This window comes from Yokenella regensburgei ATCC 49455 (assembly GCF_000735455.1).
Lineage (GTDB): Bacteria > Pseudomonadota > Gammaproteobacteria > Enterobacterales > Enterobacteriaceae > Yokenella > Yokenella regensburgei.
In genome coordinates, this window is record NZ_JMPS01000026.1 from 24,765 (window position 1) to 39,720 (window position 14,956).

15 protein-coding genes are annotated in these 14,956 nt (G+C 56.6%); 7 read left to right on the forward strand and 8 right to left on the reverse strand.

Translation table 11 applies throughout. The annotated features are described in order from the left end of the window. Window positions 1–20: 20 nt before the first annotated feature. Entirely contained in the window at window positions 21–689 is a 669-nt protein-coding gene (fetA, locus tag GYRE_RS07995) for an iron efflux ABC transporter ATP-binding subunit FetA (RefSeq protein WP_038254404.1), read from the forward strand. Then, window positions 676–1,452, forward strand: a complete 777-nt coding sequence (gene fetB, locus GYRE_RS08000) for an iron efflux ABC transporter permease subunit FetB (protein ID WP_006818878.1) — start codon at window positions 676–678, stop codon at window positions 1,450–1,452. The genes fetA and fetB overlap by 14 nt, the downstream gene beginning before the upstream one ends. 69 nt (window positions 1,453–1,521) lie before the next feature. Here fetB and GYRE_RS08005 read toward each other — a convergent pair whose 3' ends face one another. From GYRE_RS08005 to tesA, 3 genes are read right to left on the reverse strand one after another with little or no spacing between them, the layout of a single operon-like run. Next, window positions 1,522–2,376, reverse strand: coding sequence for a co-chaperone YbbN (locus GYRE_RS08005; RefSeq protein ID WP_038254408.1), 855 nt, complete (start codon window positions 2,374–2,376; stop codon window positions 1,522–1,524). 59 nt (window positions 2,377–2,435) lie between these two features. Beyond that, a complete protein-coding gene (locus tag GYRE_RS08010; RefSeq protein WP_006818880.1) occupies window positions 2,436–3,206 on the reverse strand; it encodes an SDR family oxidoreductase in 771 nt (256 codons plus the stop codon). A gap of 28 nt (window positions 3,207–3,234) precedes the next feature. Next, a complete protein-coding gene (gene tesA, locus GYRE_RS08015; RefSeq protein ID WP_087943258.1) occupies window positions 3,235–3,861 on the reverse strand; it encodes a multifunctional acyl-CoA thioesterase I/protease I/lysophospholipase L1 in 627 nt (208 codons plus the stop codon). Here tesA and ybbA point away from each other — a divergent pair. The 4 genes from ybbA to GYRE_RS08035 all read left to right on the forward strand — a co-directional run bounded on the left by ybbA (window position 3,829) and on the right by GYRE_RS08035 (window position 9,162). After that, the gene (gene ybbA / locus GYRE_RS08020) at window positions 3,829–4,515 is read left to right on the forward strand and encodes a putative ABC transporter ATP-binding protein YbbA (RefSeq protein ID WP_038254411.1); all 687 of its coding nucleotides are present in this window, start codon (window positions 3,829–3,831) and stop codon (window positions 4,513–4,515) included. The genes tesA and ybbA overlap by 33 nt on opposite strands. Next, window positions 4,512–6,920 carry a putative ABC transporter permease subunit YbbP gene (gene ybbP, locus GYRE_RS08025; RefSeq protein ID WP_038254413.1) on the forward strand — a complete coding sequence of 803 codons (2,409 nt, stop codon included), beginning with the start codon at window positions 4,512–4,514 and terminating at the stop codon, window positions 6,918–6,920. The genes ybbA and ybbP overlap by 4 nt, the downstream gene beginning before the upstream one ends. 397 nt (window positions 6,921–7,317) lie before the next feature. Beyond that, window positions 7,318–7,758 carry a hypothetical protein gene (locus tag GYRE_RS08030; RefSeq protein ID WP_051860929.1) on the forward strand — a complete coding sequence of 147 codons (441 nt, stop codon included), beginning with the start codon at window positions 7,318–7,320 and terminating at the stop codon, window positions 7,756–7,758. 258 nt (window positions 7,759–8,016) lie between these two features. Beyond that, a complete protein-coding gene (locus tag GYRE_RS08035) occupies window positions 8,017–9,162 on the forward strand; it encodes a porin (RefSeq protein WP_038254415.1) in 1,146 nt (381 codons plus the stop codon). 28 nt (window positions 9,163–9,190) lie between these two features. Here GYRE_RS08035 and mnmH read toward each other — a convergent pair whose 3' ends face one another. From mnmH to ppiB, 5 genes are all read right to left on the reverse strand, one after another. Next, complete coding sequence (mnmH, locus tag GYRE_RS08040) at window positions 9,191–10,273, reverse strand: tRNA 2-selenouridine(34) synthase MnmH (protein ID WP_038254417.1); 1,083 nt, start codon at window positions 10,271–10,273, stop codon at window positions 9,191–9,193. Between the two features lie 95 nt (window positions 10,274–10,368). Continuing rightward, entirely contained in the window at window positions 10,369–11,436 is a 1,068-nt protein-coding gene (purK, locus tag GYRE_RS08045) for a 5-(carboxyamino)imidazole ribonucleotide synthase (protein WP_038254419.1), read from the reverse strand. Beyond that, a complete protein-coding gene (gene purE, locus GYRE_RS08050; RefSeq protein WP_038254421.1) occupies window positions 11,433–11,942 on the reverse strand; it encodes a 5-(carboxyamino)imidazole ribonucleotide mutase in 510 nt (169 codons plus the stop codon). Before purE ends, purK begins: the two co-directional genes overlap by 4 nt. Window positions 11,943–12,063: 121 nt before the next feature. Next, entirely contained in the window at window positions 12,064–12,786 is a 723-nt protein-coding gene (lpxH, locus tag GYRE_RS08055) for a UDP-2,3-diacylglucosamine diphosphatase (RefSeq protein ID WP_006818889.1), read from the reverse strand. Between the two features lie 3 nt (window positions 12,787–12,789). After that, window positions 12,790–13,284 (reverse strand): peptidylprolyl isomerase B, encoded by a 495-nt coding sequence (ppiB, locus tag GYRE_RS08060; RefSeq protein ID WP_038254424.1) that lies wholly within the window; start codon window positions 13,282–13,284, stop codon window positions 12,790–12,792. A gap of 172 nt (window positions 13,285–13,456) precedes the next feature. Here ppiB and cysS point away from each other — a divergent pair, with 172 nt between their 5' ends. Then, entirely contained in the window at window positions 13,457–14,842 is a 1,386-nt protein-coding gene (gene cysS / locus GYRE_RS08065) for a cysteine--tRNA ligase (RefSeq protein ID WP_006818891.1), read from the forward strand. The last annotated feature ends 114 nt before the right edge of the window (window positions 14,843–14,956 follow it).

Genomic DNA, 14,956 nt, shown 5'->3' on the forward strand with positions numbered 1-14,956 from the left:
CGTAAACAAACGGATGTGCTATGAAGGAATTATTGCAATTACGCCAGGTGGGTTTTCGCGCGGGCGATAACGAGATATTACGCGACGTCTCTTTCTCTCTAAATCCCGGTGAATTTAAGCTGATTACCGGCCCCTCCGGCTGCGGGAAAAGCACGTTATTGAAAATAGTCGCCTCGCTCCTGAGCCCCACCGCCGGGGATATTTTTTTCGACGGCCAGAATATCAATGCACTCTCGCCCGAAGCTTATCGCCAGCAGGTCTCTTACAGCACGCAAACGCCGTCGCTGTTTGGCGCCACGGTCTATGACAACCTGATTTTCCCCTGGCAGGTACGTAACAAGGTGCCGGATCCAAAGCGTTTTATCGACGATCTGGCACGGTTTGGCCTCGCCGAAGAGACGCTGGAGAAATCTATCTCTGAGCTTTCCGGCGGTGAGAAGCAGCGCGTTTCATTGATTCGTAACCTGCAGTTTATGCCTAAGGTGCTGCTGCTCGATGAAATCACCAGCGCGCTGGACGAGAGCAACAAGAAAAACGTCAATGAGTTAATTCACGGCTACGTCAAAGCACAGCAGGTTGCCGTGCTGTGGGTCACGCACGATACCGATGAAATTCGCCACGCCGATGATGTGATTACGCTTCCGGTGCGCACCGGGGTGCAAAAGGAGGTCAGCCATGAACGGGCATAACATCACTAATGAATCCTTGGTGTTTTCGATGGTGCTGGTGCTGATAGCTATTGTGGTGAGCTACCGGGAAAAGCTGGCGCTGGAAAAAGACATCATCTGGAGTATTTGTCGTGCGGTCGTGCAGCTGATTATTGTCGGCTATGTGCTGAAGTATATTTTTAACGTCGATAATGCGCTGCTGACCCTATTAATGGTGCTGTTCATTTGCCTGAACGCCGCGTGGAATGCGAAGAAGCGCAGTAAATATATTGATAAAGCGTTCGTGTCGTCGTTTATCGCGATTACCACCGGCGCTGTGCTCACTCTCTCGGTGCTGGTATTTTCCGGCTCTATTGAATTTGCCCCCATGCAGGTTATCCCGATTTCCGGAATGATTGCCGGGAACGCGATGGTGGCGGTGGGGCTGTGCTACAACAATCTGGGGCAACGTTTCAGCAGCGAACAGCAGCAGATTCAGGAGAAACTGAGCCTTGGTGCAACGCCGAAAATGGCCTCAGCCCAGCTCATTCGCGACAGCATTCGCGCGTCGTTAATTCCAACGGTGGATTCAGCAAAAACGGTGGGGCTGGTCAGTCTGCCGGGGATGATGTCGGGGCTTATCTTTGCAGGTATCGATCCGGTGAAGGCGATTAAGTATCAGATAATGGTGACCTTTATGCTGCTTTCTACGGCAAGTTTGTCGACCATTATTGCCTGCTACCTGACCTATCGGAAGTTCTACAACGCGCGCCACCAGCTGGTGGTCACGCAGTTGAAAAAGTAGTTATCCATTGAAACCTGGGTCTGTTTTGTAGGCCGGATAAGGCGTAGCCGCATCCGGCACTGCAAAAGATCAATACAGCAGCGAGTAAAGCTTACGACGGTACTGTGACGCCAGCGCGTCGCCGGTGCCCAGGGCCGCAAGGATCTCCTGCAGCATCTTGCGTGCCTGACCGTCGGCGGCGCCGAGATCTTTGCGCAGATGGCTGAACAGCAGCTCCAGCGCCTCTTCATTACGACCAACCTGATGCAGCTGCAGCGCCAGCTGAGAGGCCAGCACCGCGTCTTCCGGGTTCTCTGCCACCTGCTGCTGCAGGTGCTGAATTTCCGGCGTATCGGCAGCCTGCTTCAACAGCTCTATCTGCGCGACCAGCCCCTGATAGCGGGTGTCCTGATCCTGCAGCGGAATGGTCTTCAGCGTGACTTCTGCCTCTTCAGAGCGGTTTAACGCGATCTGCGCTTCGGCAAGCAGCAGGCCGATTTCACTGTCCTGATTCGACAGCTGCCAGGCATCTTTCAGCAGCGGCAGCGCCTCGGCATGGTTGCCTTCCTGCATTAACGCTAACGCCTGCTGCGCCTTCAGCTCTTCTTCACGCGGCAGCACTTTATCGAGCAGGGCACGAATTGCCTCTTCCGGCTGCGGGCCCTGGAAGCCGTCTACCGGCTGACCGTTCTGGAACAGATAAACGGTCGGGATAGCGCGCAGGCCAAACTGCGAGGCCACCATTTGCTCGGCGTCGCAGTCCACTTTTGCCAGCGTAAACTGACCGTTGTACTGAGCGGCAAGGCTTTCAAGAACCGGGGTCAGCTGTTCGCAGTGCTGACTGCGGGCGGACCAGAAGTAAAACAGGACCGGCGCCGTCATCGACTGTTCCAGGACCTGGTGCAGGTTAGCTTCCGTGATATTGACAATATTCTGTACAGACATAGGGGGTATTCTCTTCAGTCGGTTTAACTTTACATGGGGTCGCAGGTCTGGCCTTCAACTCAGCCGTGTAAAATTTTATCCATCATGCGATCCGAGAGCAGGCGCTTGAGCAGCCGTACAGCCCAGGTCACCAGCGTAACGGGATAACGTAATTTTGGTTTATCGCTGACAAAAGCATGGCGCACTTTTTCCACCACCGCTTCCGGGCCAAGGGTAAAGCGTGCCGCGATCCCCGGGTTCTCAACCGGTTTATCGGACTGGGTCTGGTTCACGTTGTCGGTAAAACGGGTGGTGATAGGGCCAGGCTCAATCAGGCTCACTTTGATGCCGGAATGGCGCAGCTCCATACGCAGCGCGTCGGACCAGGCTTCCAGCGCATATTTGCTGGCGGCATAGGCGCCACGACCCGGCGTCGAGATAAGGCCCATGACCGAAGAGGTCATCACGATGCGGCCTTCACCGTGCGGCAGCATGGCGGGCAGCAGGCGCATGGTCAGCTGATGAGCGCCGAAGAAATTAGCGGAAAACTGCTGTTCCATCTGGCTGCGGCTGATGGTGGTGAGCGGGCCGTACATCCCGAATCCGGCGTTGTTAAAAATGCCGAACAGACGATTGTCGGTCATGGCGATCACTTCATCCGCCGCGCGGTCGATACTTTCCGGTGAGTCGAGATCGAGCAGAACTCCGGTGAGCCCCATGCCGTGCATGCGGGCGACATCATCAGGTTTACGGCAGGCGGCCAGCACCCGAAATCCCTGGCGCTTCAGTTCCAGCGCGCTTTCAAGGCCAATTCCGCTGGAACATCCTGTTATTAAGACCGTTTTTTGCATAACTTTACCTGAGGATAGCTCCTGGTATTCAGGAGTCGTGTTTAACTAAAGGTGCCAGGCGTGTCGCCATCCAGTCGGCAATAAACGGCTGGGCGTCACGATTAGGGTGAATGCCATCATCCTGCATCCACTGCGGTTTCAGGTAGACCTCTTCCATGAAAAACGGCAGCAGTGGGATATTGAATTCACCGGCAAGTTTTGGATATATCGCGCTAAAGGCTTCATTATAACGACGACCATAGTTCGCGGGCAGACGTATTTGCATTAACAGCGGCTGAACCTTCGCCGCTTCGAGCTGTTGCAGCACCGTGCGCAGCGTCTGCTCGGTCTGTTGCGGCGGAAAACCGCGCAGACCATCGTTACCACCCAGTTCAACCAGCACCCAGCGCGGCTGGTGTTGTTTCAAAAGCGCGGGCAGGCGAGCCAGCCCCTGCTGCGACGTATCACCGCTGATGCTGGCGTTGATGACGGTCATCTTCGGCTGCCACTTATCGTTGAGCAGCGCGGGCCAGGCACTGGCGGCTGCCATGCGATATCCGGCGCTCAGACTGTCACCCAGAACCAGCAACGTGTCAGCCGCAGCAGTGCGAAAGGTTAACAGGATCAGAAACAGGAAAGGCAAATGCCAGCGGAAAACATACTTGAAGTTCATCATCTTAAGAAATCCGTCGGTCAGGGTGAGCACGAGCTTTCCATCCTTACCGGAGTTGAGCTGGTTGTCAAACGGGGGCAGACCATTGCGCTGATTGGGGAATCGGGTTCCGGTAAATCAACTCTGCTGGCGATCCTTGCAGGTCTCGACGATGGCAGCAGCGGCGATGTGCGCCTGCTCGGTGAATCACTCCCGGCGCTTGATGAAGAAGCGCGCGCCGCGCTGCGGGCAAAACACGTGGGTTTTGTCTTTCAGTCGTTTATGTTGATTCCAACGCTAAACGCGCTGGAGAACGTCGAGCTACCGGCATTGCTGCGCGGTGAGAGCAGCAGCGAGAGCCGCCGTCATGCCACAACCCTGCTCGATCAACTGGGGCTTGCAAAACGGTTGAGTCATCTCCCGGCGCAGCTTTCCGGCGGGGAGCAGCAGCGGGTGGCGCTGGCGCGCGCTTTTAACGGTCGCCCGTCGCTGCTGTTTGCCGATGAACCCACCGGCAACCTTGACCGTCATACCGGCGATAAAATTGCCGACCTGTTGTTCAGCCTCAATCAGGAGCACGGTACCACGCTGATTCTGGTCACTCACGATCCGGCGCTTGCCGCTCGCTGCGACCGCCGTCTGCGGCTGGTCGACGGTCAGTTGCAGGAGGAGGCATGATAAGCCGCTGGTTCTGGCGCGAATGGCGCACGCCGTCGCTGTTGATTGTCTGGATGGCCTTAAGCCTTGCGGTGGCCTGCGTGCTGGCGCTCGGCAGCATCAGCGATCGCATGGAGAAGGGGCTGAATCAGCAGAGCCGCGATTTTATGGCGGGGGACCGGGCGCTGCGAAGCAGTCACGAAGTGCCCGCCGCCTGGCTGGATAAGGCTCGTGAGCTGGGGCTGAAGGTGGGGGAGCAGATAAGCTTCGTCACCATGACGTTTTCCGGTGATACGCCGCAGCTGGCGGACGTGAAAGCGGTTGATGCGGTGTATCCGATGTATGGCACGCTGGAAACGGTGCCGTCGAATCTGAAACCGGCACCGGGAACGGTGCTGATCTCTTCACGCCTGAAAGCCCTGCTGAACCTGAAAACCGGCGACAGCCTCGACGTTGGCGATGCCACGCTGCGGGTGGCGGGGGTAGTGGTGCAGGAGCCAGATGCCGGATTCAACCCGTTCCAGATGGCGCCCAGGCTGATGATGAACGTGGCCGACGTGGCAAAAACCGGCGCGGTACAGCCGGGGAGTCGCGTCAGCTGGCGCTACAAGTTTGGCGGCACACCTGAACAGCTGGCGCAGTATGAAAAATGGCTGCTGCCGCAGCTGCAACCAGAGCACCGCTGGTACGGGCTCGATCAGGATGATGGGGCGCTCGGGAAATCGCTCCAGCGTTCGCAACAGTTTCTTCTGCTCAGCGCGCTGCTAACCCTGGGCCTTGCAGTAGCCGCCGTCGCGGTGGCGATGGGGCACTACTGCCGCAGTCGTTATGACCTGGTCGCCATCCTGAAAACGCTGGGTGCCGGTCGTGCGCAGCTACGCAAGCTGATTGTCGGCCAGTGGCTGTTGCTGCTGGCGATGTCAGCGCTGACCGGTGGCCTGCTGGGGCTGCTGTTTGAGCATTTCCTGATGGTGCTGCTGCGCCCCGTGCTTCCGGCGGCGCTGCCTGCCGGAAGCGGCTGGCCGTGGCTGTGGGCCGTGGGCAGCATGGTCGTGATTTCGCTGCTGGTGGGTTTGCGGCCGTATCGTCTGCTGCTTGCCACCCAGCCGCTGCGCGTGCTGCGGCGCGATGTGGTGGCCCGCGTCTGGCCGTTGCAGTATTACCTTTCAGCTATTGTCATTATCGTGGTGCTGCTGCTGGCGGGGCTGATGGGCGGCAGCATGCTGCTGTGGTCGGTGCTGGCCGGGGCGCTGGTTCTGGCATTGCTCTGCGGCGTGGTGGGCTGGCTGCTGCTTAATGTGCTGAAACGGCTGACGCTGTCGGCGCTGCCGCTGCGTCTTGCCGTGAACCGTCTGCTGCGCCAGCCGTGGTCTACCTTAAGCCAGCTCGCGGCCTTCTCGCTGTCGTTTATGCTTCTGGCGTTGCTGCTGGTGCTGAGAGGCGATTTACTGGACCGCTGGCAGCAGCAGCTGCCGCCGGAGAGCCCAAACTATTTCCTGATAAATATTGCGCCCGAGCAGGTGATGCCGGTGAAAACTTTCCTGGCAGAACACCAGGTGATTACCGGAGCGTTTTACCCAATAGTGCGTGCGCGTCTCACCCAGATAAACGGTCAGCAGACGGAAAGCAGCGCCGACGAAGCGCTCAACCGTGAGCTGAACCTGACCTGGCAGTCGCAGAAGCCCGACCACAATCCGCTGGTCGCCGGAGACTGGCCGCCGAAAGCCGGGGAGGTCTCTATCGAGGAGGGGCTGGCACAACGGCTGAAGATCCGCATCGGCGACAGCGTGACCTTTACCGGGGACACTCAGGACTTCACCGCCAAAGTTTCCAGCATCCGCCAGGTTGACTGGGAAAGCCTGCGGCCTAACTTCTTCTTCATCTTCCCACCGGGGGCGCTGGACGAGCAACCGCAAAGCTGGCTGACCAGTTTCCGTCTGGAGAGCGACTCGCGTCTGCTGGCACAGCTGAACCGCCAGTTCCCGACCATCAGTCTGCTGGATATCGGTGCGATACTGAAGCAGGTCGGACAGGTGCTGGGGCAGGTGAGTCGTGCGCTGGAGGTGATGGTGGTGCTGGTGACCGCCTGCGGAGTGCTGCTGCTGTTGGCTCAGGTGCAGGTGGGGATGCGTCAGCGCCATCAGGAGCTGGTGGTATACCGCACGCTTGGTGCCGGGAAGCGTCTGCTGCGCCTGACGCTGTGGGCCGAATTTGCGCTACTCGGCGCGGTGTCCGGGCTGGTGGCGGCAATAGGTGCTGAAACCGCGCTCGCTATCCTGCAAACCCGGGTGTTCGATTTTCCGTGGTCACCCGACTGGCGGCTGTGGGTCATTCTGCCGCTGTGCGGTGCGCTGCTGCTTTCTCTCTACGGCGGCTGGCTTGGCAGCCGTTTGTTAAAGGGCAAGGCGCTGTTCAAAAATGCTTAAGCGTTTTTGAACAGCGACTCGAATTATTTAGGGTATAGGCGGTGGCTTTATTTTATTGTTCTTCTGGAATTAAAGTCAGCCACAATTGCGAGCAGCTTTCCAGATTTGGGAAAAAGGAGTGGCTGGACTAAATTACAGGTATATGATCGCTTTGAACCTGAAATAACAGGCTCCTGGATTGGCGTCCTGATAATGATAACGGATATGATGGTTTATATTTCCTCAGCTTTTATTCATCAATTGCATGCTTACTGTTAGAATGCGCTCTGGTGGGCTGAGCGAGGGCTTCTAGCGAAGCGCCGATTCCCGTTATTATCGGTACGCCAACCTTGCTCAGTTTGCCTCCAGAATGTGGCGTTTATGGAGGTTTTTGGTAAATAATAACGGGATAAAATATATGTGCACTGAATCGATAGATTTGTATTATAACCCTCAAATATATAGCGAGCTTTCTATTGGAAATCCCGACTTTATTGATCTCATTGAACGCTGTGAGCTCTTATCGCAAATTTTAGTAGACTGTCATCATCAGGAGTGCGCGAAACCTCTTCTACGCTGCCTTATCGCCTATATCGCCAGGCTACAGACCGCTTTAGGTGAATCGATGGGGCTGGCGTATGGAATAGAAAGGAGTGGGGAATTAATGGCGGGTAGTGATAAAGAATGGATTTTTGCCGATTCTGAACTGCAATGCGAATATTGCCATGTTTTAGTTAAAGTACTTTTAATTCATAATGTTGAACATCATGACTTTAAGATTCTGTCTGGATTTATTCACGATCTTGTTAGCTATATTGCCGGTGATCTTAAAGAATCAAGGTTTCAGTGTGCGAGTTAGCCGCTGAGAGAGCATTAAAGATGCCGACCCCAAACCGGCATCTTTAATGTTTTAGGTTAATTCATCATCCATTAATGAACGCTCTGCGCTTTTATTGAACAGTTATTCTACTGGTTTGTCCTTTTAGCCGCACAAAACGTCAACTCCTTGATTTTTAACCGCACATTTTATCAAAAACCCGACAACACGCGGTCATTAATAAACGTTAACATTCATGGCTTGAATATTTGGCAGTCTATTCATCAAGGAAAACTCTCAATGAAAATAATGAAAAGCACCCTGGCGTTAGCCGTGGGCGCCGCAGTGGCATTGACATCTTTTGCAAGCCAGGCAGAAATCACCGTTCTGAAGCAGGATCCGCAGGCGGGCGATCCGCTGAGCCGTCTGAACTTCACCGTGGGCGGCAGCATTCGTCCGCAATTCAACAATATGACCGGGGATGACGGTAAAAACGCCTATAAGCGCAACGGTTTCGACGGCGGTACTCGTTTCCGCTTCGCCGCTGATTATTACCTGTTCGACGATATCAGCTGGATAAGCTATTACGAGCTCGGGGTTAACATTCCGGCGCTGTTCAACTGGGATAACCACTATGCGGAAGGGGCGCACGATACCTCTCGCCGTATGCTGTATACCGGTCTGAAGAGCAACACCTGGGGTACTCTGACCTTCGGCCAGCAAAACAGCATCTATTACGATGTGGTGGGCGCGAAAACCGATATCTGGGATTACGACATGATTGCCCAGGCGCCGGGTAACGGCATCAACGGCGATTATGATGGATCCTATCGTTCCCGTAATATGCTGAAGTATAAGAAGACGGTCGGCGACGTTGATCTGTACGCCTCCTATCTGTTTAGCGATTCCGAATACCTGCCGGGCAACGGCCTGCGCTACAAGCGTAAAGGCGGTGGTTCTCTGGGCGTGGATTATCACATTGCTAAAGACCTGACCTGGGGCACCTCGTGGAACTATACCCGCGCGGAAATGCGTAACCCGGATAACAACGACAGCAAAACCTATGACCAGAACATCCTCGGCACCGCGCTGAGCTGGACTCCGGACAACTGGACCTTCGCGGCAGGCGGCGGCTGGTATCAGAACTTCATGACCACCAAAAAGACCTCAGTGCATGACTACTTTGCCGGTGATGCGTGGGGGATTGAGTACTTCGCGGGCTATAAATTCCCGATTGGTCAGTATGCGGTGAAATCCATTCAGCCGTACTTCATGGGCGACCGTATCCAGTACGTGAATGGTCGTAACTACCAGCGTATTGATAACGGCGTGGGGGTCAGCTTCCAGCTGGATTACGGTTTCCGTGTGGATTACGAACACGTGTTCACCTCCAGCACCGACAACCTGGGCGATATGAACCTGGTGCGTCTGCGTTACGACTTCTGATGAGAAGCGGGCCAACGGCCCGCTTTTTTTATCTCTGCAGCCAGGCAGTGACTTCCTGCCAGTTACCGCGAAAGACAATTTTGCTGGCCTTTTTCTCCAGCTGATAACGGTACATCGGGTCGTAATACTCTTTCAGCAGCAGCACCAGCCAGCTGAAATGGGTATCGGTCGTGCCGCTTTGCCGCTGGGCATGTAATGACGAATCCAGCAGGTCGGTGAGCTCGGCGAAACGCTGCAGCCCCAGGCGACGGCGAATGGCGTAAAGCCCGTGGTGCAGGTATTCGCAGTATGACTGCCATCCGGCCTCTTCGCCGTAGGCGGCGGTAAAATCGTGGTGCATGCGATCAAAATACTCTTCCTGCAACCGCTGTAACCGCAGTTCAAACGGATCTTCCACCACCGCAATGGGCGACTGCGCCATCCGCTCGCGCAGGCACTCCGGCAGATGGTTGGCGCCAATCATGTGGCCTTCATCTTCCAGCACCCAACGCACGTCGTGGCGGGTGTTCGCTTTTTTCAGTAGTTCGACGGCAAGATGGTTTTCGAAACTGGCCTGCGGCAGCTGCGCCTGCAGAGTGCGGCCAAACGACGAGCCGCGATGATGCGCCAGCCCTTCAAGATCGATACCGTCCGCCTGCTCGCGTACCAGCTGGGTTTTGCCGTTGCCGGTACAGCCGCCAACCAGCACAATCGGCTGGCGGACCAGCTCAGAGGTGGCTTCGATAGCGGCCTGACGCAGCGCCTTGTAGCCCCCGGCGATCAGCGGATAATCCACGCCCGCTTCTTTCAGCCACTGCTGCACAATGTGTGAACGCTGCCCGCCGCGGGCACAGCACAAATAGCCCTGAGGCGCGCGTGCGCAGGCTTCGCGCCAGGCGTTAAGGCGCTGCTGGCGGGTTTCGCCGTTCACTAACTGGTGGCCAAGCCGCAGGGCCGCTTCTGGCCCGTTGCGCTTATAGCAGGTGCCAACGGCGGCGCGCTCTTCATCGTTCATCAGCGGTAGGTTAACGGCGGTGGGCATCGCGCCCTGATTGAATTCGACCGGCGCGCGGACGTCAATAAGCGGGATATCGGCGCTCAGGATCGCGCGATAGTCCGTCCCATCGTTCATGGGCAAATCCTTCTTCGGAAAACAAAAGCCATTACGGCAGTCGGGGGATTCTACGCGCTTGAAACAGGCCGGGGAAGACTCCCCGGCTGGAAAGGTCAGATAAGCTGGCTCTGGGCCCAGGCAATGCCGCTGGTGTATTCCGCTGGCAGCAGCGGGACTAACGCCTCCAGGGTGGCGCTCAGACGGTGGGTATCGCAGTCATTAAGATTGAGGTGGCCAACTTTGCGCCCGGCATGCACCGTTTTATCGTACCAGTGGAGGTGCACCAGCGGCAGCTTCAGCCAGTCGTAGTTCAGGTCGGTGCCGATGAGGTTCACCATCACCGACGGGCTGTTCACCACCGGCGGCGGCAGCGGCAGCCCGGTGACGCCGCGCAGGTGCAGTTCGAACTGGCTGATAGAAGCGCCGTTCTGCGTCCAGTGGCCGCTGTTGTGTACGCGTGGAGCCAGCTCGTTAATGAGCAGGCCGGATGGCGTCACGAAGCACTCCATCGCCATCACGCCAACGTAGTTCAGCTCGTTCATGATGGCGATGAGCATGCCTTCCGCCTGCGCCTGCTGTTCGGCGTTGGCGAGCGGGAAGGCGACGCTGACGCGCAGGATCCCGTCCTGATGCAGGTTACGGGTCAGCGGATAGAATACCGTGCTGCCGTCGTGGCCGCGCGCGCCGACCAGCGACACTTCGCCAGAAAAGTTAATTCCCTGCTCAACGATGCACTCGCCGTAGGCATCTTCTGGCAGCTCTGCGGTTTCATTGGCGCGCAACCGCCACTGGCCGCGACCGTCGTAGCCGCCGGTGCGACGCTTCACGATGGCCAGCTCGCCCAGACGGGCAAACACGGCGGGCCATTCGCTGTGGTCGGCAAGCAGCTGCCACGGTGCCGTTGGCAGACCAAGTTTGTCGAACAAGGATTTTTGCGTCAGGCGATCGGCAATAATCGGGAAAACATCGCGGTTAACGAAAGCCGGGTGGCGCGCCAGTTCACGCGTCAGCGCCGTTTCCGGCCAGCGTTCGATTTCAGCGGTGATCACGCTCTGCTGAAACGGCACGGCCTCCGGATCGGCCTCAAGGCCCACCGGCCAGACGCTGATACCGAGCGGTTCACCCGCCTGGCGCAGCATACGCCCCAGTTGACCGTTGCCGAGTACACAAACCTGCTTCATGCCGCACCCCGCGGATCCGGGTTATCCAGAACCTCATCCGTTTGGGCTTTACGCCACTCGGCCAGCCGCTGGTGCAGCTCGCGGTCGTGGGTGGCGAGGATCTGTGCGGCCAGTAGCGCGGCGTTAGCGGCACCGGCTTTACCAATCGCCAGCGTACCCACCGGAATACCGCGCGGCATCTGCACGATAGAGTAGAGGCTGTCCACGCCGCTCAGGGCAGCGCTTTGTACCGGAACGCCCAGTACCGGCACCAGCGTTTTCGCGGCAATCATTCCCGGCAGATGTGCGGCACCACCGGCACCCGCAATGATCACCTGATAACCGTTCTCTTCCGCGCTTTCGGCGAAGCTGAACAGCTTATCTGGTGTACGGTGGGCGGAGACCACTTCGATGTGGTGAGGAACATTCAGGATATCGAAGATTTCGGCGGCAAACTGCATGGTAGCCCAGTCGCTTTTGGACCCCATCACGATGGCGACTCGCGCCGGATTATTGCGGGAAGACATGCGTCTTAAAACTCCTGTGGTGCGGAACACGCTGCATTCGAGGGCACAGAGAATAGCACGGAATTCCGGCAAGGAAAACGTTTGCGCACTTGCGCTTCACACTGAATTTTTTTGACTAGGTTCAGAATGGGAAGGTAATAAGCTCTACGGCATCGGCGGTAACTTTCACCATCGAGCCTTCGCTGTGCCAGGCGCCGAGCACCACGCGATGCGCAGGCTTGCCGTTGGCGGTCAGTTCATGTACGTCCGGGCGATGGGTATGGCCGTGAATCAGCCACTGCACCTGATGTTTTTCCATCACCTCAACCACCGCCTGCGGGTTCACGTCCATGATGCTGAGCGATTTGCTGCTGTTAGCGGCTTTGCTGCCGGCGCGCATACGGGCGGCAATGCGGCTGCGGATAAACAGCGGCAGGGCGAGGAACAGCGTCTGGATCCACGGGGTGTGCACTTTCTGGCGAAACGCCTGATAGCCCGCGTCGTCGGTGCAGAGCGTATCGCCGTGCATAATCAGCACGTCGCGGCCATAGAGGCTCAGCACTTTCTCTTCCGGCAGCAGCGTCATGCCGCTCTCGCGGGCGAAACGTTTACCGAGGAGAAAATCGCGGTTGCCGTGGATAAAGAAGCAGGGGACACCGGAATCTACCAGCGCTTTGATGGCCGCCGCCATCTCGCGATGCAGCGGATTAGGGTCGTCGTCGCCAATCCAGGCTTCGAACAGATCGCCTAAAATGTACAGCGCGTCAGCCTTGCGGGCTTCACCCTGTAAAAAACGCAGAAAACCGGCGGTGATCGCCGGTTCTTCTGTTTGCAGATGCAAATCTGCGATAAAGAGTGTCGCCACGAATTACTCGCTGACGGTCACGCTTTCAATGATAACGTCTTCTTTCGGCACATCCTGATGCATGCCGCTGCGGCCGGTAGAAACCGCTTTGATTTTGTCTACCACGTCCAGACCTTCTACCACTTCAGCAAATACGCAGTAGCCCCAGCCCTGCAGGCTTTCGCCAGAGAAGTTCAGGAAGTCGTTGTCAACCACGTTGATGAAGAACTGAGCGGTTGCAGAGTGCGGAGCCTGAGTACGCGCCATTGCCAGAGTACCACGGGTGTTTTTCAGACCGTTGTTGGCTTCGTTTTTGATGGCTTCTTTGGTGGCTTTCTGATTCATGTCCGGCTCGAAACCGCCGCCCTGGATCATGAAACCGTTGATAACACGGTGGAAGATTGTGTTGTTATAGAAACCTTCGCGGCAGTAGTCCAGGAAGTTTTTAACTGTTTCAGGCGCTTTGTCATCAAAGGTTTTGATTACGATATCGCCATGATTAGTGTGGAAAGTAACCATTTTTGCATCCTGTTCCGTTATAGTGGTGCGAAAACCCGTCAGCGGGTCACATATAGGCGCCTGTTATAGCATAAGCGCGGGCATGGATCACCTTGCATTGTGTGCTGCTTCGGGTTTGAATTACGGGTAGAATATGCGGTTTTCGTACACACACGGATATATGGAATCTTCGATGCTAAAAATCTTCAACACCATGACTCGCCAAAAAGAGGAATTTAAGCCTATTCATGCTGGGGTTGTCGGCATGTACGTGTGTGGAATTACCGTTTACGATCTGTGTCATATCGGCCATGGCCGTACCTTCGTGGCGTTTGACGTGGTCGCGCGCTACCTGCGTTTCCTTGGCTACAAGCTGAAGTACGTGCGTAACATCACCGATATCGACGATAAAATCATCAAGCGCGCCAACGAAAACGGCGAAGACTTTGTCGGGCTGGTCGATCGCATGATTATTGAAATGCACAAAGACTTCGATGCGCTGAACATTCTGCGCCCGGACAGTGAGCCGCGCGCAACGCACCACATCCCGGAAATCATTGAGATCACCGAGCGTCTTATCGAACGCGGTCATGCCTATGTGGCAGACAACGGTGACGTGATGTTCTCCGTGCCTTCTGACCCTACCTACGGCGAACTTTCTCGTCAGGATCTGGATCAGCTGCAGGCCGGTGCTCGCGTGGACGTGGTTGATGTTAAACGCAACCCGATGGACTTCGTACTGTGGAAGATGTCGAAAGCGGGCGAGCCAGCATGGGCTTCACCGTGGGGCGAAGGTCGTCCTGGCTGGCACATCGAGTGTTCCGCAATGAACTGCAAACAGCTCGGCAGCCACTTTGATATCCACGGCGGCGGTTCAGATCTGATGTTCCCACATCACGAGAATGAAATCGCGCAGTCCACCTGTGCCCACGACGGCGAGTACGTTAACACCTGGATGCACTCCGGAATGGTGATGGTTGACCGCGAGAAAATGTCTAAATCTCTGGGCAACTTCTTTACCGTGCGCGACGTGCTGAAGTTTTACGATGCCGAGACGATTCGCTACTTCCTGATGTCGGGTCACTACCGCAGCCAGCTGAACTACAGCGAAGAGAACCTGAAGCAGGCGCGTTCGGCGCTGGAACGTCTGTATACCGCGCTGCGCGGTACCGATGCCTCAGCGGCGGCGGCCGGTGGTGAAGCCTTCGAAGCTCGCTTTATCGAAGCGATGAACGACGACTTCAATACGCCGGAAGCCTACTCGGTGCTGTTCGACATGGCGCGTGAAGTGAACCGTCTGAAAACCGAAGATGCCGATGCGGCAAGCGCAATGGCTTCTCATCTGCGCAAGCTCGCGGGCGTGATTGGTTTGCTGGAGCAGGATCCGGAAGCCTTCCTGCAGGGCGGTGCGCAGGCGGATGACGGTGAAGTGGCGGAAATTGAGCAGCTTATCCAGCAGCGCCTCGACGCGCGTAAAGCGAAAGACTGGGCAGCGGCCGACGCCGCGCGTGACCGTCTCAACGAGATGGGGATCGTGCTGGAAGATGGCCCGCAGGGAACGACCTGGCGCCGTAAGTAAGCCTTACTTCACCCTCACCCTAACCCTCTCCCTCAAGGGAGAGGGGACCGCTCATTTCTCTTTGCCTGATTCGCTCTCAAGGGAGAAGGGGCCTGGTTTTCTCCCTCTCCCCGT